20 protein-coding genes are annotated in these 18,418 nt (G+C 36.9%); 13 read left to right on the top strand and 7 right to left on the bottom strand.

Annotated features, from left to right (window positions below):
• Window positions 1-102: 102 nt before the first annotated feature.
• The 4 genes from glpD to LCF45_RS05445 all read left to right on the top strand — a co-directional run bounded on the left by glpD (window position 103) and on the right by LCF45_RS05445 (window position 4,424).
• The gene (gene glpD, locus LCF45_RS05430; protein ID WP_050001277.1) at window positions 103-1,785 is read left to right on the top strand and encodes an aerobic glycerol-3-phosphate dehydrogenase; all 1,683 of its coding nucleotides are present in this window, start codon (window positions 103-105) and stop codon (window positions 1,783-1,785) included.
• A 414-nt stretch (window positions 1,786-2,199) separates the two neighbouring features.
• Window positions 2,200-2,733, top strand: coding sequence for a sigma-70 family RNA polymerase sigma factor (locus LCF45_RS05435; RefSeq protein WP_263894655.1), 534 nt, complete (start codon window positions 2,200-2,202; stop codon window positions 2,731-2,733).
• A 4-nt stretch (window positions 2,734-2,737) separates the two neighbouring features.
• A complete protein-coding gene (locus LCF45_RS05440) occupies window positions 2,738-3,145 on the top strand; it encodes a PadR family transcriptional regulator (RefSeq protein WP_002125765.1) in 408 nt (135 codons plus the stop codon).
• Between the two features lie 7 nt (window positions 3,146-3,152).
• Window positions 3,153-4,424 (top strand): FtsW/RodA/SpoVE family cell cycle protein, encoded by a 1,272-nt coding sequence (locus LCF45_RS05445; RefSeq protein WP_002186492.1) that lies wholly within the window; start codon window positions 3,153-3,155, stop codon window positions 4,422-4,424.
• Window positions 4,425-4,430: 6 nt separating this feature from the next.
• Here the strand turns inward: LCF45_RS05445 and helD are convergent, their stop codons facing one another.
• The 3 genes from helD to LCF45_RS05460 all read right to left on the bottom strand — a co-directional run bounded on the left by helD (window position 4,431) and on the right by LCF45_RS05460 (window position 8,573).
• Window positions 4,431-6,767 (bottom strand): RNA polymerase recycling motor HelD, encoded by a 2,337-nt coding sequence (helD, locus tag LCF45_RS05450; protein WP_263894656.1) that lies wholly within the window; start codon window positions 6,765-6,767, stop codon window positions 4,431-4,433.
• Window positions 6,768-7,061: 294 nt separating this feature from the next.
• Window positions 7,062-7,931: a peptidylprolyl isomerase PrsA gene (gene prsA, locus LCF45_RS05455; RefSeq protein ID WP_263894657.1), complete on the bottom strand. Its 870-nt coding sequence runs from the start codon at window positions 7,929-7,931 to the stop codon at window positions 7,062-7,064.
• A 447-nt stretch (window positions 7,932-8,378) separates the two neighbouring features.
• Window positions 8,379-8,573, bottom strand: a complete 195-nt coding sequence (locus LCF45_RS05460) for a hypothetical protein (RefSeq protein WP_000172693.1) — start codon at window positions 8,571-8,573, stop codon at window positions 8,379-8,381.
• Between the two features lie 118 nt (window positions 8,574-8,691).
• Here LCF45_RS05460 and LCF45_RS05465 point away from each other — a divergent pair, with 118 nt between their 5' ends.
• Window positions 8,692-9,027, top strand: coding sequence for a YhaI family protein (locus tag LCF45_RS05465; protein ID WP_002087170.1), 336 nt, complete (start codon window positions 8,692-8,694; stop codon window positions 9,025-9,027).
• Window positions 9,028-9,032: 5 nt separating this feature from the next.
• Here the strand turns inward: LCF45_RS05465 and LCF45_RS05470 are convergent, their stop codons facing one another.
• From LCF45_RS05470 to LCF45_RS05480, 3 genes are all read right to left on the bottom strand, one after another.
• Window positions 9,033-9,590, bottom strand: a complete 558-nt coding sequence (locus LCF45_RS05470) for an HTH-type transcriptional regulator Hpr (RefSeq protein WP_002011118.1) — start codon at window positions 9,588-9,590, stop codon at window positions 9,033-9,035.
• A 299-nt stretch (window positions 9,591-9,889) separates the two neighbouring features.
• Window positions 9,890-10,252, bottom strand: coding sequence for a YtxH domain-containing protein (locus LCF45_RS05475; RefSeq protein WP_002011120.1), 363 nt, complete (start codon window positions 10,250-10,252; stop codon window positions 9,890-9,892).
• 209 nt (window positions 10,253-10,461) lie between these two features.
• Window positions 10,462-10,896 (bottom strand): HIT family protein, encoded by a 435-nt coding sequence (locus LCF45_RS05480; protein WP_001016832.1) that lies wholly within the window; start codon window positions 10,894-10,896, stop codon window positions 10,462-10,464.
• Between the two features lie 581 nt (window positions 10,897-11,477).
• Here LCF45_RS05480 and ecsA point away from each other — a divergent pair.
• From ecsA to LCF45_RS05510, 6 genes are all read left to right on the top strand, one after another.
• A complete protein-coding gene (ecsA, locus tag LCF45_RS05485; protein WP_001292616.1) occupies window positions 11,478-12,221 on the top strand; it encodes an ABC transporter ATP-binding protein EcsA in 744 nt (247 codons plus the stop codon).
• Entirely contained in the window at window positions 12,214-13,425 is a 1,212-nt protein-coding gene (locus tag LCF45_RS05490) for an ABC transporter permease (RefSeq protein WP_263894658.1), read from the top strand. The genes ecsA and LCF45_RS05490 overlap by 8 nt, the downstream gene beginning before the upstream one ends.
• 13 nt (window positions 13,426-13,438) lie before the next feature.
• Window positions 13,439-14,146 (top strand): ecs operon protein EcsC, encoded by a 708-nt coding sequence (ecsC, locus tag LCF45_RS05495; RefSeq protein WP_002186484.1) that lies wholly within the window; start codon window positions 13,439-13,441, stop codon window positions 14,144-14,146.
• A 128-nt stretch (window positions 14,147-14,274) separates the two neighbouring features.
• Window positions 14,275-15,012, top strand: a complete 738-nt coding sequence (locus LCF45_RS05500) for a (Fe-S)-binding protein (RefSeq protein ID WP_078202943.1) — start codon at window positions 14,275-14,277, stop codon at window positions 15,010-15,012.
• Between the two features lie 2 nt (window positions 15,013-15,014).
• Window positions 15,015-16,445 carry a LutB/LldF family L-lactate oxidation iron-sulfur protein gene (locus LCF45_RS05505; protein ID WP_078178133.1) on the top strand — a complete coding sequence of 477 codons (1,431 nt, stop codon included), beginning with the start codon at window positions 15,015-15,017 and terminating at the stop codon, window positions 16,443-16,445.
• Window positions 16,426-17,127 (top strand): LutC/YkgG family protein, encoded by a 702-nt coding sequence (locus LCF45_RS05510; protein ID WP_263894659.1) that lies wholly within the window; start codon window positions 16,426-16,428, stop codon window positions 17,125-17,127. Before LCF45_RS05505 ends, LCF45_RS05510 begins: the two co-directional genes overlap by 20 nt.
• A 193-nt stretch (window positions 17,128-17,320) precedes the next feature.
• Here LCF45_RS05510 and LCF45_RS05515 read toward each other — a convergent pair whose 3' ends face one another.
• On the bottom strand, window positions 17,321-17,464 hold the full coding sequence (locus tag LCF45_RS05515) for a sporulation protein YjcZ (protein ID WP_103458299.1): 144 nt from the start codon (window positions 17,462-17,464) through the stop codon (window positions 17,321-17,323).
• A 156-nt stretch (window positions 17,465-17,620) separates the two neighbouring features.
• On the opposite strand from LCF45_RS05515, the gene LCF45_RS05520 reads away from it, so the two are divergent.
• Complete coding sequence (locus LCF45_RS05520; protein WP_002011130.1) at window positions 17,621-18,205, top strand: TetR/AcrR family transcriptional regulator; 585 nt, start codon at window positions 17,621-17,623, stop codon at window positions 18,203-18,205.
• Window positions 18,206-18,207: 2 nt separating this feature from the next.
• Window positions 18,208-18,378: a hypothetical protein gene (locus tag LCF45_RS05525; RefSeq protein WP_002011131.1), complete on the top strand. Its 171-nt coding sequence runs from the start codon at window positions 18,208-18,210 to the stop codon at window positions 18,376-18,378.
• Window positions 18,379-18,418 lie beyond the last annotated feature (40 nt).

An 18,418-nucleotide genomic window follows, 5' to 3' on the forward strand; every position in this document is an offset into this window, starting at 1 on the left:
ATAATTCGGTAGGAGATTTGGAGAGACCACAACACGCTATAGAGGCGAAATCTATAGCGGAGCTTGTGGTCTCTTTTTTCGTTATCAAAGGGAGGAATTACCATGAAATTTTCAAGTAAACAACGTAAAGACGTATTAAATGGAGTAAATAAACAAGAGTTAGATGTGATCGTAATTGGTGGAGGTATTACTGGTTCTGGTATTGCATTAGATGGGGCAACACGCGGTTTATCAACGATTGTGTTTGAAATGCAGGACTTTGCAGCAGGTACATCAAGTCGTTCAACGAAACTTGTACACGGCGGTTTACGTTATTTAAAACAACTTGAAGTAAAAATGGTAGCAGAGGTGGGGAAAGAGCGTGCGATCGTATATGAGAACGGTCCCCATGTAACAACACCGGAGTGGATGTTACTTCCGTTCCATACAGGCGGCACGTTCGGGTCATTCAGTACATCAATTGGTCTTCGTGTATACGACTTCTTAGCAGGTGTAAAACGAAGCGAGCGCAGAAAGATGTTTAACCGTGAAGAAACGCTAAATAAAGAGCCTCTTGTAAAACAAGAAGGATTAAAAGGCGGCGGTTACTACGTAGAATATCGTACAGACGATGCGCGTCTTACAATTGAAGTAATGAAAGAAGCGATTGAACATGGTGCGAAAGCTGTTAACTACGCAAAAGTAGACAGTTTCTTATATAAAGATGGAAAAGTATGCGGTGTACGTGTAATCGATTTACTAGACGGAGAAGTGTATGAAGTTTACGGTAAGAAAATTGTAAACGCAGCTGGTCCTTGGGTAGATACACTTCGTGAAAAAGATAACTCTAAAAAAGGGAAAGTACTTCAGTTATCAAAAGGTGTGCATTTAGTAATTGACCAAAAACGTTTCCCATTAGGGCAAGCAATTTACTTTGATACACCAGATAAACGTATGGTGTTCGCGATTCCTCGCGAAGGAAAAACGTACGTAGGTACAACAGATACGTTCTATGATAAAGACGCAGCTGTACCGCACATGACAACAGAAGATCGCACATATATCATTAATGCGATTAATTACATGTTCCCAAGCGTGAAAATTACAGAAAAAGATGTGGAATCAAGCTGGGCTGGTGTACGTCCGCTAATTTATGAAGAAGGTAAGAATGCATCTGAAATTTCTCGTAAAGATGAAATTTGGACTTCTGAATCTGGTTTAATTACAATCGCGGGCGGTAAATTAACAGGATACCGCAAAATGGCTGAAATGGTAGTAGACTACGTAACGAATCTATTACAAAAAGAAGGCCATAGCGCATATAAGAAGAGTGATACGAAACATATGCCAATCTCTGGTGGTCATGTAAGTGGTTCACACGGATTCCCGGCATTTGTTGCGAAAAAAGCAGGCGAAGGTACGAAATATGGTTTAACGACAGCACAAGCGGAAAAATTCGCGAAATTCTACGGCTCTAACGTTGACGTACTGTTTGACTTAGCGAAAAAACATAAAGACGAAGCGAAAGAATACAACATGCCGCTAGACGTTCTAATCCCACTTGTATACGCAATGGATTACGAAATGACAGTGAAACCAGTTGACTTCTTCGTACGCCGCAGAGGCGCTGTATTCTTCAACATCCACTGGGTATACGAGTGGAAAGAAGCAGTAATCAACTACATGGCTGCGAAACTAGGCTGGAGCAAAGAAGAGCAAATGAAATACACAGCTGAATTAGAAAAAGCGTTAACAGACGCTGTCATTCCTGTAGATCAACAAGAGCAAGCAGCTGCTTTAGCTTAAAAATAAACCGCGTGAGGGAGAGCCCTCGTGCGGTTTTTTGTTTTATTATATTTGTATAGAGTGTACTGAAATTAACTGAGTGTAGATTTTTGTTGCTTAACAGGATATGAATACGAAAGGTATAATAAGTATTATTATACCGTTTGAATAACTTAACAATTGTAGTAGTGTATTGGAGTTGAAATGAATCAATTTATTAATTTGCTTCTACAATATCCTTATTTTGAAGAACTTAATAAAACAGACGTATCGCAAGCTATAAAAAGTGCGGGGAATATTAAAAGTTTTGTTTTAGAAAAAATTAAATAGTAGAGGATGAACAAAACGGTATGGACATTTCCAACCGTTTTTTTATGAATTTATAAAACTTTTCCATGGCGTGCGTCGTCTAATAAATGGGAAGGAGGAAATGATGTGGATGAATTAACGGTAGAAGCGTTTGAAATAGAAGATAAGGAACTCCTTATCGATGAAATAATGAACAAGTATGGACAAGAAGTCTTACAGCTTGTGTATTCATATGTGAATAATAAAGAAGTCGCTGAGGATTTAACGCAAGATATATTTGTGAAATGTTATAAATCTCTTCATACATACAATGGGAAATCGAATGTGAAAACGTGGTTGTGGAGAATTGCGATTAATCAATGTAAGGACTACATAAAAAGTTGGTATAACAAAAAGGTGATCGTGACAGAGGATGAAGCTGCTTATATTGGGGTTCAAAATGATAGTGTCGAACAAACTGTTATTCAAAATGCGAAGGACCGTGAACTGGCTTCTGCAGTAATGAATTTACCGATAAAATATCGAGAAGTCATTTATCTATTTTATTATGAAGAACTATCAATTAAAGAGATTGCTATTGTAATAGAAGTGAAAGAAAACACGATAAAAACGAGACTGAAAAAAGCGAAGGAGCTTTTGAAGAAAGGATTGGAGGAATAATCAAATGGAAGATCGATTAAAAGGCCTGCGAAAATCAATGGAGAATACAACGTTTAAACATTTGAGTTTTTCTGATCAACACCGAAAGCGGGTGCGCGAAAAAATCAATGCATCACACGAAAAGGAAGAGGACATCTCGTTAGCCATTTTACAACTCCTCAGTAATGAAAAAACAGGATACGAATTGTCACAGCTACTACGAGGGAGAGGGATTCGAAAATTCGAAGGAAATGAAGGTTTTTTATATACTGTATTACATCGTCTAGAACAGAATCGTTTTATCCAATCGAGTTGGGATCATGCAGGAGCGAAATATTATCAATTAAATGATAAAGGAAACAAGATGCTGCGAAAGGCAGAAAAAGATTCTACGAAGGCACGGTTTATATTAAAAGGATTAGTACAGGAGTGAGATAAAATTGAACAAAAAAGGGGAGCGTTTTTTAAGTGAAGTTACCAATCACATTAAATCAAAAGAAGCAAAGAGCTTTGTAGCAACTGAACTAGATTTTCACTTAAAACAGGCGAAGAGCACATGGATAGAAAAAGGGTTAAGTGAGGAAGTTGCTGAAAATAAAGCGGTGGAACAAATGGGAAGTCCGATTAAATTAGGGCGGGAGCTTAACAAACTTCATAAGCCAAAGGTTGATTGGTTCTTAATTATTTTATTAGTGGCTGCTATGGGGTTAGGGTTTTTGCCAGTTTTAGCTTTTGGATATACGAATGATGTAATAATGAATAAGTTGATATTTGTTATTCTGGGTGTTGTAGCAGCTCTTGGGATGATGCTGATTGATTATCGGAAGTTAGAAAGACTCGGAGGGCTGTTTTATACAATCGGAGTACTTATCCTGTTAATGCTATACTGTTTTCCAAACGCTTCGATGGCTGGCGAACCGTTAATAAAAATTGGTCCCATTGCAATTGACTGTTTAATGGCAGTGCCGTTCTTTTTTCTAGCTTGGGCTTCCATTTTCAATGGTAGTAGGATAAAGGTTATGCATCTTGTGGTTTTATATTTATTTTCTTTGTGTTTATTCTTAACTGTAGCAACTCTTTCAACGGTTTTTATCTATATCACGATGGTATTCGTTATGCTTTGGTGGAGTAATTTAGGAAAGAAAAAGGTATTGATTATTACAATTGTACCAATTTGTTTATTGATTATAAGGGTATCCTTTTCCTGGTCCTCAGTAAAAGGATATCATTTGGATAGATTTTTAGGATATTTAAACCCAGAGCGTGATGCAGGGGGCGCAGGGTTTATGTATGTACGTTTAAAAGAGGTAATGTCGTCAGCAGGTTGGTTTGGTACATCTGGAGATACAAAGTTCATCCCTGCTCCAGATACTGACTTTGTGTTTGCAAGTTTGACTTACTATTACGGGTATTTCCTTGCCTTGGTCCTTGTTTTAATTCTTTCTCTTTTTGTAGCAAGGTTAGTAATCATATCTTATAAAATAAATGATCGGTATGGTAAATTGCTTCTCGTTGGAGGAATGACTCTTTTTGTAGTTCAGTTCATTTATAACGTGGGCATGATCCTAGGCTTATTACCGATTGCTGCTATATCATTGCCTTTTATTAGTTATGGATTAACACCAACTTTATTTCATGCGCTTTTAATGGGGATCGTGCTAAGTGTATATCGACGTAAAGATATTTCATTTAGAATGAAAAAAACACCTTGATAAAAATCAAGGTGTTTTCGTTATACATTCAAAACTCTCCGAAGCAGCCCCTGTTACAAAAGGACTAACCTCACCAACGCTATAAAGCTGCAATTCATGCATCGCGCGTGTACAAGCAGTGTAGAACAATCTACGTAGGCTCTCATCGCTGTATACATCTTTAGAAGCATCGTAAATAATAACAGCATCAAATTCGATACCCTTCGCTAAATAAGCAGGGATAACGACGATGCCTTGTTCGTACTCGGCTGAGTTACTTTTCACAAGTTTAATATTCTCGATATGACTGAGTGCCTCGTATGCAGCGGCACTTTCAGCTGCGGATTTACATATAATTGCGATCGTATTGTGCTGTTGTTTTTGTAGTTCAGCAACTTTAGAAGTGATACGATCATGCAGTTCGCTATAATCAGAAACTTTCGTCACTGTAGGTTTCTCACCGTCACGTTCAAAGGCGTGAATGTTCTCTCCTTCCGGTACGAGAGCACGTGTAAATTCAATAATCGGTTTTGTTGAGCGATAGCTACGAGTTAGGTTGATACCGTTCGTTTCATCTGGTCCGTATAAGCTAGTAAGTGTATTGAAATTCACTGCTTCACTCGCATGGGCAAATATCGCTTGGTTAAAGTCTCCGAGTACAGTCATTTTTGCGGCAGGAAAGAGACGTTTTAAAAACTCGAACTGAAACGGAGAATAATCTTGCGCTTCGTCTACGAGTACGTGTTTAATCGATCTATTCGTTTGGAAGCCTTCAATTAATTCTTTTAAAAGTAAAAATGGAGTCGCATCCTCATAATATAGCTTTCCTTCATCGAGCATGTTTACTGTTAATGAGCAAATGTCATCCCACTCTTTCGGTTTTTCCCCAGTAACCCATGATGCATCTGTGAAGAGTTGTTTATATATGCCTGTGAAATTGATGAAGCGCAATGTTTGAACGCCTTTACGAAGCGGCTTCAATTTTTTACGGACAATCATCCGTCCAAGTACTTTCGTTTCTTTCTCAAAATCATGAAAGGAGTTGTCTTCAAACTCGCCTTTTTTCTGTAAATATTTATAAGCCTTTTGGTATTCATCTTTACTAAGTAATTCAATTTCCTCTTCTACCCAAGGCTTTTTCAGTTCTGTTTTTTCAATTGCATCTATTTGTTTATTTAGCCAATCTGTTAACTTTTCAATTCGATTATGGAAGCGGAGGGAGGAATCAGTATTATAAAATTGCTCTGTAATTTCTTTAGCAGAGGCAATCAGTTTTCCTCTAAATTTCATTCCTCTAAATAGCATGCCTGAAGATTCAAGAGATTGTCTGTATGCTCTAATCATCTCGAAAAATTGAGTAGATGCTTTAAATCGAATGCTCGCATTTCGAGTTTTATAATTTGCGCTATTCGTTTCAGTTAGCATATATTCTAATTGCTCGTAAGGATCCTCAACATCAAATGACTTACTTAGTCTATGGTTTAAATATTCTTGGAATGTAACTTGCTGCATATTTTCTTCACCGAGTTCAGGTAGTACGTTAGAAACGTAGCTGTTGAACATAGAGTTAGGGGAGAAGAGAATAATTTGATCTGCTTTTAACCATTCGCGATATTTATATAGTAAGTAGGCGATTCGCTGCAGGGCAGCTGACGTTTTACCGCTACCAGCAGCTCCTTGAACGATAAGTAGTCGCCCTTCATCGTGACGGATAATTTCATTTTGCTCGCGCTGAATAGTAGCAACGATACTTTGCATATGTTTGTTTGTTCCTTTTCCGAGCGCTTGTTGCAGAATTTCATCTCCAATTGTGAGGCTCGTATCGAACATGGAATCAATCTCGCCATTCTGAATAATATATTGTAATTTCTTCTCCACATTGCCGCAGATTACGCCTCCTGGTGTGCTGTATTCAGCCGGTCCTGGTGGATAATCGTAGTAAACACTTGAAATTGGTGCGCGCCAATCGTATATAAGAAAGTTTTCTCCACTTGCATCGGTAAGTGTAGCCACCCCGATATAAATTTGTTCTGCGCCAGATTCGCCTTCTTCTTTGAAATCAATTCGTCCGAAGTAAGGTGCTTTATGCATACGGCGTAGTGCGGCAAGTCGATTAAAGGTGTGCTTATGGGTAATTTGTGTTACGGCTAGTGACTGAGCTTGTTGTCTTAAGTTGATAACTGTTTCAAGATAATCGTCAAAAGTATCAGTGTTAACTTTAACATCATCCCAGAAGTGTTTGCGAATGTTGATTACTTCTGCCCGGCGTCTGCCAGTTTCGCTTTCCAGTTTATCAATTTGCTCCGTAATCGTTTCTATTACGTTATCCAATCGTTTTTGCTCTTGATCAAGTTTTTTGTTCATACGGTAAGCACTCCTTTAAAAGTGAAAATAGAGGTTGACTGAAGATGTGTTTTGGTGTACAATTAAGATACGGATAAATACATTCTTTTATTTTAAACGAATGCGTTTCTGTACTAATTTACCATAGTTTTTTAATTTAATCAATGATAATAAGATAAACCTTGGTTTCGTGTTGCACGAAACCAAGGTTTTTTTGTGTTGAATGGAGTAAGGTGAGGGAGTATATCGATTTATCGGCAAAAAAACTACTACAAAATAAAAAAGCTTGGGGCTACCCAAGCTTTTTTCACTTCATTATTTCTTTTCGTCTTTTTTAGCGTCAGCTTTTGGCTCTTCGAAAAGATCTTTCAAATCTTTATCGTCAACTTTTACGTCAGCTTTTTTGATTTCTTTCATCATAAGATCATTCATAAATTGAGCATCTTGTGTTTTTTCTTGAACTACTTCTTTTTTGATGTCAGCTTTTGCTTTATCGAAAGTTGCGTCAGCATGAGTCTCAGTTACTTTAATGATATGGTAACCATGCTGTGTTTTTACTGGTTCACTTACTTCATCTTTTTTCAGCTTACGAGCAGCTTCATCGAATTCTTTTACCATTTTATCTGGTCCGAAGAATCCTAAGTCGCCACCTTTTTCTTTTGAACCTGGATCTTCAGAGTACTTTTTCGCTAACTCTTCGAAAGATTTACCTTGTGCAAGTTCTTCTTTCACTTTTTTAGCAGTCTCTTCATCTTTTACAAGAATATGGCTGGCTTTAATTTCTTGCTTATAGTCCTCAAATTTTGCTTTTAAGTCTTTATCAGTAATTGCTTTTTCAATCGCTTGTTCTTGAGCTAATGAAGCGCGAACGCCATTTTTAACTGTTTCTTCTTTAAGGCCTTGTTGTTTCATTAGTGTATCGAATTGGTCACCGACTTGCTTTTTCATTTCATCGAACTTTTTGTCTACTTCTTTGTCATCGACTTTGTAGTTTTTAATAAGTACTTTTTCCATAACCATGTTATTTAGTACTTGTTTACCAGCTTGTGTCTTCATTTGATTGTAGAACTCTTCTTTAGTGATGTCACCAGCTTTAGATGTAACAATTTTGTCTGATGATGATGTTCCACATGCTGATAATGCGATTACACTTGTTGCGGCTAAGGCAAGCATAGCTTTCTTCATTCAATAAACACTCCTACTATTATGTATTTTTAATTTATCCCATACGAATGAAGAAACGCCTTATGATAGGTTATTTTCGTTCATAAGAACCTGATTAAGTCTCACTGATGTCTTTGCTTTTTTTATATGTAAAAGCACGCTTAACAGGGCTTACCGAGGCTTTAGGATAAAGTTTAGATGCGTGTCGTTTATTTCATAGTATAAGCAATATGTACAAAATTTAATATATCATATTTCGACGGGTTTTCCTATTGATAAAGAAATTTTAACCAGTTTGTGTCAGATTTTGAAAGGGTACCATATTGGGCGCATGTCGCATATACAGAAAAGAGGAGGGGATGGGGGATGAATTCAAAACTTATTTTATTACTTGTACTGTTTATTTTATTAGTTATAGTAGGTATAATTTGCTTATAGAGGAAAAAAATGAGGAAGGGGCTTCCTTCCTCACTTTCCATGAAATATAATTTCTACATAACTAGAAATTAATAGAATGGTAATACATACATTAATAACTCGAAAGACACCGGGCTGGCGGCTCGCAGATATTTGTTTTCGCTCACACAGTGTATGTGTCATGAAATTCGTGTAAAATATAACAAGAAGTGCGAATGCAACAAAAACAACGGTTATAAGAGTCATGAGGCGAGACCTCCTTTTGGCTAAAATACATATACTTTATATATTGTATCATACGATATTTTGTTCGTGTTACAAAATTCAGAAATAGAAGACTTTGTGTTAGGAAGCGAGGGAGAAAATGGACGTTGTAAGAAGACTAGAACAAGCTGAATACTACGTAGACCTACTATTTAAAATGATTGATGAAGAAAAGTGTCCATTTTATTCTTTAATCATAAAGAAAAAAGCTCGTAAAAAAGACATTGAACGTATACTAAAACTTTGTGAAAGACTGAACGAACAATATGTAGTGGAGAAAGCAGAAGGCCTTCTATTGTTTGATGCGCTATTAGATCAATTTGAAAAAGCGCTTCCACATCAGCTCGAAGTACACGAAACTGCGGAAGCGCTAGCAAAGCAGGGCTTATTTGTGCCACTTATGAATGAATTCTTACGCATGATTGCGAAAGGATAAATAGATTATTTCTTAACTAATTTTTGATCGGTCTCCGTAAAGTTCTCCTCAATATTCTCTAATGATTTCTCAAAAATATCGATGAAGTCCTGTCCGTAAATATTGCGAAGGATCGCAATAAGTTCGATATTTTCTGGGAACTTACCGTAAAAATTACGAAGTTCAAGTGCCCCATTAAAAACAGAATTATTTTCAGGGTCATACTCCTCCATTAAGCGAAGTAGTAATTCTTCCCCTTTGTCTGTAATTTCAATGTACGTATTTCGTTTATCATCTTCTTTTTTAGAGAATACAAGATAGCCGCGTTCTTCTAGCTTTTTAGAGAAGTTAAACGCCGTTGATACGTGCATAACTCCAAACTTAGCAATCTCAGAAATAGAAGCCCCTTTTAAATGATAAGCGATTGATAAAATATGATGCTCGTTAATGTTTAAATCGTAAGGTTTAATCCATTGTTGCCAATCTTTCTCTACGCATTTCCATAACGCTTTCGATAATTGAGCAATACGTTGGCTGAAAATCATCGCTTCTTTTACCGAGTAATTTTTTTCTCCACTTTTCATTTACTCACCCACTTTAACATTCTTTTTTCATTATTATCTATTATGCCAGTAAAATAAAAATTAATAAAGTCTTTTTGTGAGAATTGTGAAAATTTTTCGGAAAAATAACATTCTATACAAATCATGCATAACTATGGAAGCGTTTTATGAGTCGAGAATACATGTGTTGTCTTTACATGTTAAGGGATAACATATATTGTAAATGCATAAAAACACGGCATATCTATGTGATATGCCGTGTTAAGGTCAATTCGTATGAAAAATATTTGTTATATGCAAAAAACTAAGCAGGAATATGTTTACGCTTTTTCTGGAACGGCTTCTTGTAGTTTCTCAATTGACTTTTGAATGTCTAAAATTTCTTTTTCGATATGTCGTTTGTTTTGAGAAATATCTTGTTTCCAGTTAGAAAGCGTGTCATGCATATCGTCTTTTAGTTCTTGGAATACTTCTTTACCTTCTGAAGCAGTTTCAACGATTTGACGCTTTAATAACTTCGTATCAGCTGTAATATCAGCTAATGTTTTTTTAATATCAGTTCCTTTTTCTTTCAGCTTACCGCGCATAGCTTTACCAGAAGAAGGAGTTGAGAAAAGAACGGCTAGTCCAGCAACTGCTCCGCCGCAAAGTACACCTGTAATAAAGGATTTAGCTTTTGACATAAAAGGAAACCTCCTTATTTTTCGTTCGTATTCATGATGTATAAAAGTGTGCATATCTTTAAGACAAGGGGAAGAAAAGCGAGCTTTTCTCTCTTGTACATGCTATGCACAAAAAAATCATACCCCCGGCATTTTTTGTGAAGAAAGAAGCCATACAATAAATGCCAGAGGAATAGGCTTATTATGTATTACTTCTTATTATAGTGGCACTATTTCACACTATTTGCAATTGTACTTGCGATGTTTTGTAAATTTTCCATTGTGTATTCATTTTGGTGTGATTTCCAAACAGCACCGAAACCATCGTTTTCACCGTAGCGTGGAATTAAATGAAGGTGGAAGTGGAATACAGTTTGTCCAGCTTTCTCGCCGTTATTGTTAAGTAGGTTGAAACCAACTGGATTAAATTCTGCTTTCATTGCATTTGCGATTTTTGGAACGACAGCAAAAATATGTGATGCGATTTCTGGCGTTAACGCAAAAATGTCTTGTTTGTGTACTTTTGGAATAACAAGAGTATGTCCTTTTGTTACTTGACTAATATCTAAAAATGCAAGTACATGTTCATCTTCGTATACTTTTGAGCAAGGGATTTGCCCGTCAATGATTTTACAAAAAATACAATTGTCCGCTGTATGATTCATCGATCTCATCCTTTCAAATAGTCTTAGCCGTATTTTACCATAATTACATAGGAGAACAAACACGAAAAACAGGAAGCTGACTCAGCTTCCTGTTTTCTGAAGAGGGATTGAAAAAGCATTTTTTATAATTTACGGTTCGCAGACACCTCATTTATTTAAGAAATGCACGGTAAATCGGCTAAAGTTTCTGCCGTAGACACCCCATTTTCAAGTGAAATGAATTGCAATCTTTTTTTAAAATGAAATTGTTTATTTTAAAAAACAGTATATGCTCTTTCGGAGACACCCCGTTTCGAAAATGAAACAAATTATCTGGTTATGTGTAAATTTCATTGTCCAACTTGGACACCCCATTTCATGATGACTTCACTATGTTGTTGTACTCATCAATTGGTGGTTGCTTTTTCAATGTGTTCCTTCTTCACTAATTATGATGTCCGCTTTCGTAAAAATATATGCCAAGAAATTTAATTTTTTTTTTGAAGGCATCGATACTATGTAGTGCACCATGATTTTTGGTAAGATGAATATATACATTTCTTACAAAAGTGAATGAATATAAATGAAGAAAGTGGTGTCGTATGAGCGAGTTATTGCGTGTAGAAAATGTTACAGGAGGATATACGAAACGACCTGTACTGCAAAATGTTTCGTTCTCTGTTAATAAAGGCGAACTTGTTGGCTTGATCGGTTTAAATGGAGCCGGGAAAAGTACGACAATTAAACATATCATCGGTTTAATGGAGCCGAAAAAAGGAACTGTCACAATTAATGGGAAAACAATTCGTGATGATATGACAGCGTACCGTTCTAGTTTCTCCTTCATTCCAGAAACGCCAGTATTATATGATGAGTTAACGTTAGAAGAGCATTTGAAATTAACAGCGATGGCGTACGGTGTAGATGAAAAACAATATGAAGAACGCGTAGGACAACTATTACAAGAGTTTCGCATGAAAAATCGTTTGAAATGGTTTCCGTCTCATTTCTCAAAAGGGATGAAACAAAAAGTGATGATTATGAGTGCATTTTTAGTTGAACCATCACTTTACATTGTGGACGAACCTTTCGTTGGGCTTGATCCGTTAGCGATTCAATCACTTCTTCAAATGATGGATCAAATGAAAAAGAGTGGTGCGGGCATCTTAATGAGTACACATATTTTAGCGACAGCAGAGCGCTATTGTGATTCATTCATTATTTTGCATCAAGGTGAAGTGAGAGCGATGGGAACATTATCAGAACTTCAATCCGGGTTTAATATGCCTGGTGCAACGCTTGATGATATTTATATTGCGTTAACGAAGGAAGAAGATTATGAATAGCACAGCGTTATGGAAAGAACGATTTCGGCACTTTCTAAAAGAAGTTCGTACATATAGTAAATACGTATTTAATGATCATTTGAAATTTATTTTCGTATTTATCATCGGAGCAGGAGCGTATTATTACCAGCAATGGTTACAAACGTTAACACCTTCGTTTCCGACAGCGATTGTTATGGCAGTCTTACTTGGCCTCGTATTAACAGCTGGGTCAATCCAAACGTTATTAAAAGAAGCAGACCTCGTGTATTTGCTGCCAGTTGAAGAAAAGTTAAAGCCTTATTTTACGAAGGCATTTCTCTTTACGTTTATGATTCAGTTATACATAATCGCAATGGTAGCAGCTGCGCTTGCCCCGTTATACTTCCAGCAAATGAAACAAACAGGTGCCAATTACATATGGATTGTAATCGCGTTTGTCATTGTAAAAGCGTGGAATTTATTCGTAGCGTGGGAAAAATCATTTTTAACAGATCAAAGCGTTCAAAAAGCAGATTGGTTCATTCGCTTTATCTTAAACGGCTTATTTGTGTACTTCCTTGTAGAACGTACTTCAGTCATTTTTACCGGTGTAATTGTCTTTTTAATGGCGCTATACCTTGCTGTTATGCATCAAAAGGTGAAAGGAAAGCCGCTAAACTGGGAGTATTTAATTTCTGAAGAGGGTAAAAAAATGATGCTGCTGTACCGCATTGCGAATATGTTCGTTGATGTACCAGCGTTAAAAGAGAGAGTATCACGTAGGAAATGGCTTGATTTCATTCTTTCGATGATCGGTGAGAAACGTACATATTTATACTTATATACGAGAACATTTTTAAGATCGGGTAACTATTTCGGATTATATATGCGTTTACTCGTTCTTGGGGGAATTATTCTTTACTTTATCCCATTTTTATATGGACGTTTTATCGTAAGCCTTGTTTTCTTATACTTAATCGGCTACCAGCTCTTAACCCTTTGGAAACATCACCGTATGAAAGTTTGGCTTGATTTATATCCGGTAGGGGGAGACGAGAAGAAGAGAGATTTCCTTACTTTATTAAATGCGATTCTTATCATTGGTAGCGTTGTATTTACAATTATATTTGCACTTGCGACGAAAGATTTCATAATGACCGGCATTTTATTTGTCGTAAGCATATTATTTAGTATCGGTTTCGTTTACCAGTACGGGGCGAAACGAATTGAGCGTTTAAACTGAAAGGAATGAACCTATGATTACATATGAAGAGAAGGTTAGAAAAGAATTGGAGCAGTGGAAAGCTACATTCATGAAAGATTCTTCTATGATGACACGGTTCTCTAAAAAAGTGCAGGTGAAAGTGCAACAACTAGTGCCCGCGAAAGTGCAAAAGGTACTAACAGAAACGATTCGGATGATGGTGCAAACAATTAGCGCTGGATCAAACTTCATAAAACCGAAGCTAAAAGAAACGAACTGGTCACTGCAAAGAAGAGATGATGAAGTACGTAAAAAAATGGATGAGTACAAAAAAGTTGCAGCGGCAGAAGGGGCAGGAACAGGAGCAGGTGGTATTCTCCTTGGCCTTGCCGATTTCCCGTTATTACTTACTATTAAAATAAAATTTTTATTTGATGCAGCAACATTGTACGGATTTGATACGAGTAAAAAAGAAGAGCGCCTTTTTATTCTTCACGTTTTCCAACTTGCTTTTTCAAGTGACGATCACCGAAAAGAAGTATGGAAAGCGATTGAAACGTGGGATACAGAAGAAGAAAATCATATGGACTGGGAAAAGTTCCAAACAGAATACCGAGACTATATCGATTTAGCAAAAATGCTTCAACTCGTTCCAATCATCGGTGCCCCAGTCGGCGCATATGCGAACTATCAATTACTGCAAAGACTCGGAGAAGTGACGATGAATTGTTATCGTATGCGATTGCTGAATAGAAATTAAAAAGAAAGCACCCTACATGTGTAATTTAGGGTGCTTTTTGTTATTTTTATTCATATTTTTCATCTTTTTACCAATAATATACAAATAGAGTTACTTGAGATTACTTTACTGTATTTAGGGGTGCAAATATGAAAGTATCAATTTTTATCACTTGTGTGGCAGATGTTTTTTATCCAGAGGTCGGAAGTGATGTCGTCGAAATTCTTGAAGATTTAGGCTGTGAAGTTGATTTTCCTAAAAGCCAAACTTGCTGCGGCCAACCTGCCTATAATAGCGGGTATTTGAAAGAAACGAAAACAGCGGCAAAACATATGATTGAAACCTTTGCTAGTTCAGAATATGTTGTGGCACCATCGGGTTCGTGCGCGATGATGGTTCACGAGTTTTCTACCTTATTTTCTGAAAGTGAAGCGGAGTGGAAGAAAAAAGCTACTGAACTTGGAAATAAAACATATGAATTCACACAATTTCTTGTGGAAGTATTAGGGAAAGAAGACTTAGGTGCAGAGCTTCATAAAAAAGCAACGGTTCATACATCTTGTCATATGAGCCGATTAATGGGGATTAAGGAACCACCGCAAAAACTATTAAAGTGTGTAAAGGGACTGGAAGTTGTTTCATTGCCGCATAATTATGATTGTTGCGGATTTGGAGGGACATTCTCGGTGAAAATGCCAGAAATCTCTGAGCAAATGGTTGAGGAAAAAGTAAAGCATATTATGGAAACCGGTGCGGAATTGTTAATTGGGATGGATTGTAGCTGCTTAATGAATATAAAAGGACGTTTAACACGTAATGGTTATCCAATTGATGTAAAACATATTGCTCAAGTATTAAATGAAGATCGAAAACAAGGGGGGATATAGAGATGGGAATGAAAATTGGGAACGATCCCTTTCATAAGCGTACTAAAACAGGCATTGGGGATCAATTTATGCGACAGGCTGTCAGGAAAGCGCAAGATGGTCTGAGAATCAAGAAATTAAAAGCTACTGAGAGTCTTGGGAACTGGGAAGAATGGCGAGCTTTAGGAGAAGAAATTCGAAAGCATACATTAGAAAACCTTGATTATTATTTATATGAGCTGAGTGAAAATATTGAGAAAAACGGTGGTTTCGTTTATTTCGCAAAGACTGCAGAAGACGCAAGGGAATATGTAAAAGAGATTGTAAAAAAGAAAAACGCGAAAAAAATTGTGAAATCAAAATCGATGGTAACGGAAGAGATTAGTTTAAATGAAGCGATTGAAGAAGCTGGAGCGGAAGTGTTAGAAACAGATCTTGCTGAATTTATTCTACAAGTGAACGACCACGATCCTCCATCACACATTGTTGTTCCGTGTCTTCACAAGGATAAAGAACACATTTGTGAAATATTTAAAACAAAGTTAGATTATACTGGAACATCTGATCCTACGGAAATGGCGAGGTTTGTAAGATCGTATTTACGTGATGATTTTTTTGCAGCGGATATAGGGGTGACTGGATGTAACTTTGCTGTTGCAGAGTCTGGGTCAATTTCTATCGTAGCAAACGAAGGAAATGCAAGACTTACTACGACACTTCCGAAAACGTTGATTACAGTTATGGGGATGGAACGTATTGTTCCGACATGGGAAGAACTTGATGTTTTAGTAACACTTCTATGCCGAAGTTCTGTAGGACAAAAGTTAACAAGTTATATTACAGGATTAACTGAGCCTGGCGGAACAGATGGACCTGAGGAATTTCATTTAGTTATTGTTGATAATGGTCGTTCCGATATTGTAGGAACAGAATTCCAAAGTGTTCTTCAGTGCATTCGTTGCGCGGCATGTATTAATGTGTGTCCTGTATACAGGCATATTGGTGGACATGCATATGGCTCTATTTATCCAGGACCAATTGGAGCTGTGTTGACACCGCTTTTAGGGGGATATGATGAATATAAGGATTTACCATACGCATCTAGCCTTTGTGGTGCTTGTACAGAAGCGTGTCCAGTGAAAATCCCGTTACATGACTTATTAATTAAACATCGCAGCCGCATTGTAGAAGAAAAACAATCACCTGTAGCTTGGAACGTGGCTATGAAAGGTTTTGAAAAAGCGGTGAAGAGTCCTAGACTATTTTCTTTTGCAGCGAAGAGCGCTCCGTATGCATTAAAACCTCTTGCAAAAGGGGATAAGATCGAGCGTGGAATTGGGCCGTTAAAAGCTTGGACGGATGCGAGAGATTTTCCAGTTCCGAAAAAACAACCGTTTCGAGAGTGGTTTGAAAAACACGAAAAGGAGAACAATGATGGCCATCCAAAATCGTGAGGAATTTTTACTCCAGTTATCAGAAAAGCTTGGTAGGAAACGTCCAGAAGCAGTGGAAAAACCGAACTGGTCTTTTTCCCCGCAGTGGACTGTTTTTGACGGACTGGCGCAAGACGAACTTGTATTAAAGTTAATAGAGCACTGCGAAGTCATTCATACAGAAGTAAAGCGAACAACAAAGGGAAATCTTGTTGAAACATTGGGGTCTTTTATAAAAGGTTGGAATATCAAATCTGTTATATGTTCGAATGATGAGCGCTTTAATGAGTATGGTCTTACGCCATGTTTCAGCAATAAAGGTACAACACATTTTCGTACATGGGGATTAGAACATAAAGAAGAGGACATAGCATTTGCGAAAGCTGCTGACCTTGGCATTACGTTCAGTGATATGACTTTGGCAGAATCAGGAACCGTTGTACTATTTAATGACGGGTTAAAAGGAAGACATGTGAGTCTTCTTCCGGAGTCATATATTGCAATCGTTCCTAAAAGTACGATTGTACCAAGATTAACCCAAGCTACAAAACTGATTCATGATCAAAATAAAGCGGGAGAAAACTTGCCGGCTTGTGTGAACTTCGTTTCTGGTCCGTCAAATAGCGCGGATATTGAAATGAACCTTGTCGTAGGTGTGCATGGGCCAATCCGAACAGCGTATATTATTGTGGATGATCAATAACGATTTACGTGTGCGAGTTGGAAATATAGATGAAGCATTATAAGAATACTGAAAATAGAAAGCGCTGGCTGTTAAATATAACCGGGGCTTTCTATTTTGTGTGCCCTTACTGGTGAAGAAACCTTAAGAAGGAAAATTTTAATCTCTGTTTCAGTTTTCTACGCTACTATAACTAACTGAATTGTGTCTTTTCTTAGAAGCTAAACACACTATAACTAGCTCCAATTATAATGAATACGATAAAGAGCAGAATGATTAATAAAAGCCCACTACTACCGCTCTTACCATCTTTGCCATCTTCACCGCCGCCGCTACCACCTTTACCGCCAGATCCCATATGAAAATCCTCCTTATCGTTATACATTGTTTTTACTTTATATTTTTCTAGGTTCATGAAGAAGTTCCTTTTAAAACTCTAATTAACTTGCAAATCATTCATTTTCATTTTACAATTTATTTACCGACCGGTAAGTAAAAATAGAAGAGGTACAGTATGACAAAAAATTTACAAACATCGCAGCACATTGTAGATGCATCATTTAAACTAATGGCAGAGCACGGCATTGAGAAGATGAGTCTTTCAATGATTGCGAAAGAAGTAGGTATATCAAAGCCAGCTATTTATTATCATTTTCCGTCTAAAGAAGCGCTAGTTGATTTTTTATTTGAAGAGATTTTTTCTGGATATTATTTCGTCAATTACTTCGATAAAGAACAATATACGAAAGAAAACTTTGCAGAAAAGTTAATCGCAGATGGTTTACATATGTTATCGGAGTATAGAGGTCAAGAAGGCATATTACGCGTTATAAATGAATTCATCGTAACTGCGACGCGAAATGAAAAGTACCAGAAACGCTTATTTGAAATACAAGAAGATTTCTTAAATGGATTCCACGATTTATTAAAGAAAGGTGTGGAACTTGGTGTTGTGTCACAACATGCAACTGAAGAAAACGCGCATACGTTAGCGCTCGTTATTGATAATATGAGTAATTACATATTAATAGGATTCCAGTTAAAGTATAAAGAAATTTGGATTCAAAATGTGAAAAACGTAATGAAGGAGGGGGAATAAAAATGAAAATGCAGAAAAACTGGTGGCTCGGTTTCCTTGGATTTGTGGGAGTGTATAAAATTCCAGGTATGATTGAAGCTTTCCAAGCGGATAAAGGTTGGCTCGCATTAATTAGTTTAGTTTGGCTCCTTTGGTTCGGATATTTTATTCCTGAGAAAAAAACGGATAAATAATAAATTTTCAATTTTATGTAAAGTTATGTAAAATATAGAT

This window comes from Bacillus sp. 41-22, from assembly GCF_025809295.1.
Classification (GTDB): Bacteria; Bacillota; Bacilli; order Bacillales; family Bacillaceae_G; genus Bacillus_A; species Bacillus_A mycoides.

Bases quoted from the DNA above. Each gene is read 5' to 3' on its own strand.
- glpD (WP_050001277.1), top strand. From the start codon at position 103: ATGAAATTTTCAAGTAAACAACGTAAAGACGTATTAAATGGAGTAAAT.
- LCF45_RS05440 (WP_002125765.1), top strand. From the start codon at position 2,738: ATGGAAGATCGATTAAAAGGCCTGCGAAAATCAATGGAGAATACAACG.
- helD (WP_263894656.1), bottom strand. From the start codon at position 6,767: ATGAACAAAAAACTTGATCAAGAGCAAAAACGATTGGATAACGTAATA.
- prsA (WP_263894657.1), bottom strand. From the start codon at position 7,931: ATGAAGAAAGCTATGCTTGCCTTAGCCGCAACAAGTGTAATCGCATTA.
- LCF45_RS05460 (WP_000172693.1), bottom strand. From the start codon at position 8,573: ATGACTCTTATAACCGTTGTTTTTGTTGCATTCGCACTTCTTGTTATA.
- LCF45_RS05465 (WP_002087170.1), top strand. From the start codon at position 8,692: ATGGACGTTGTAAGAAGACTAGAACAAGCTGAATACTACGTAGACCTA.
- LCF45_RS05470 (WP_002011118.1), bottom strand. From the start codon at position 9,590: ATGAAAAGTGGAGAAAAAAATTACTCGGTAAAAGAAGCGATGATTTTC.
- LCF45_RS05475 (WP_002011120.1), bottom strand. From the start codon at position 10,252: ATGTCAAAAGCTAAATCCTTTATTACAGGTGTACTTTGCGGCGGAGCA.
- LCF45_RS05480 (WP_001016832.1), bottom strand. From the start codon at position 10,896: ATGAATCATACAGCGGACAATTGTATTTTTTGTAAAATCATTGACGGG.
- ecsA (WP_001292616.1), top strand. From the start codon at position 11,478: ATGAGCGAGTTATTGCGTGTAGAAAATGTTACAGGAGGATATACGAAA.
- LCF45_RS05490 (WP_263894658.1), top strand. From the start codon at position 12,214: ATGAATAGCACAGCGTTATGGAAAGAACGATTTCGGCACTTTCTAAAA.
- ecsC (WP_002186484.1), top strand. From the start codon at position 13,439: ATGATTACATATGAAGAGAAGGTTAGAAAAGAATTGGAGCAGTGGAAA.
- LCF45_RS05500 (WP_078202943.1), top strand. From the start codon at position 14,275: ATGAAAGTATCAATTTTTATCACTTGTGTGGCAGATGTTTTTTATCCA.
- LCF45_RS05505 (WP_078178133.1), top strand. From the start codon at position 15,015: ATGGGAATGAAAATTGGGAACGATCCCTTTCATAAGCGTACTAAAACA.
- LCF45_RS05510 (WP_263894659.1), top strand. From the start codon at position 16,426: ATGGCCATCCAAAATCGTGAGGAATTTTTACTCCAGTTATCAGAAAAG.
- LCF45_RS05515 (WP_103458299.1), bottom strand. From the start codon at position 17,464: ATGGGATCTGGCGGTAAAGGTGGTAGCGGCGGCGGTGAAGATGGCAAA.
- LCF45_RS05520 (WP_002011130.1), top strand. From the start codon at position 17,621: ATGACAAAAAATTTACAAACATCGCAGCACATTGTAGATGCATCATTT.
- LCF45_RS05525 (WP_002011131.1), top strand. From the start codon at position 18,208: ATGAAAATGCAGAAAAACTGGTGGCTCGGTTTCCTTGGATTTGTGGGA.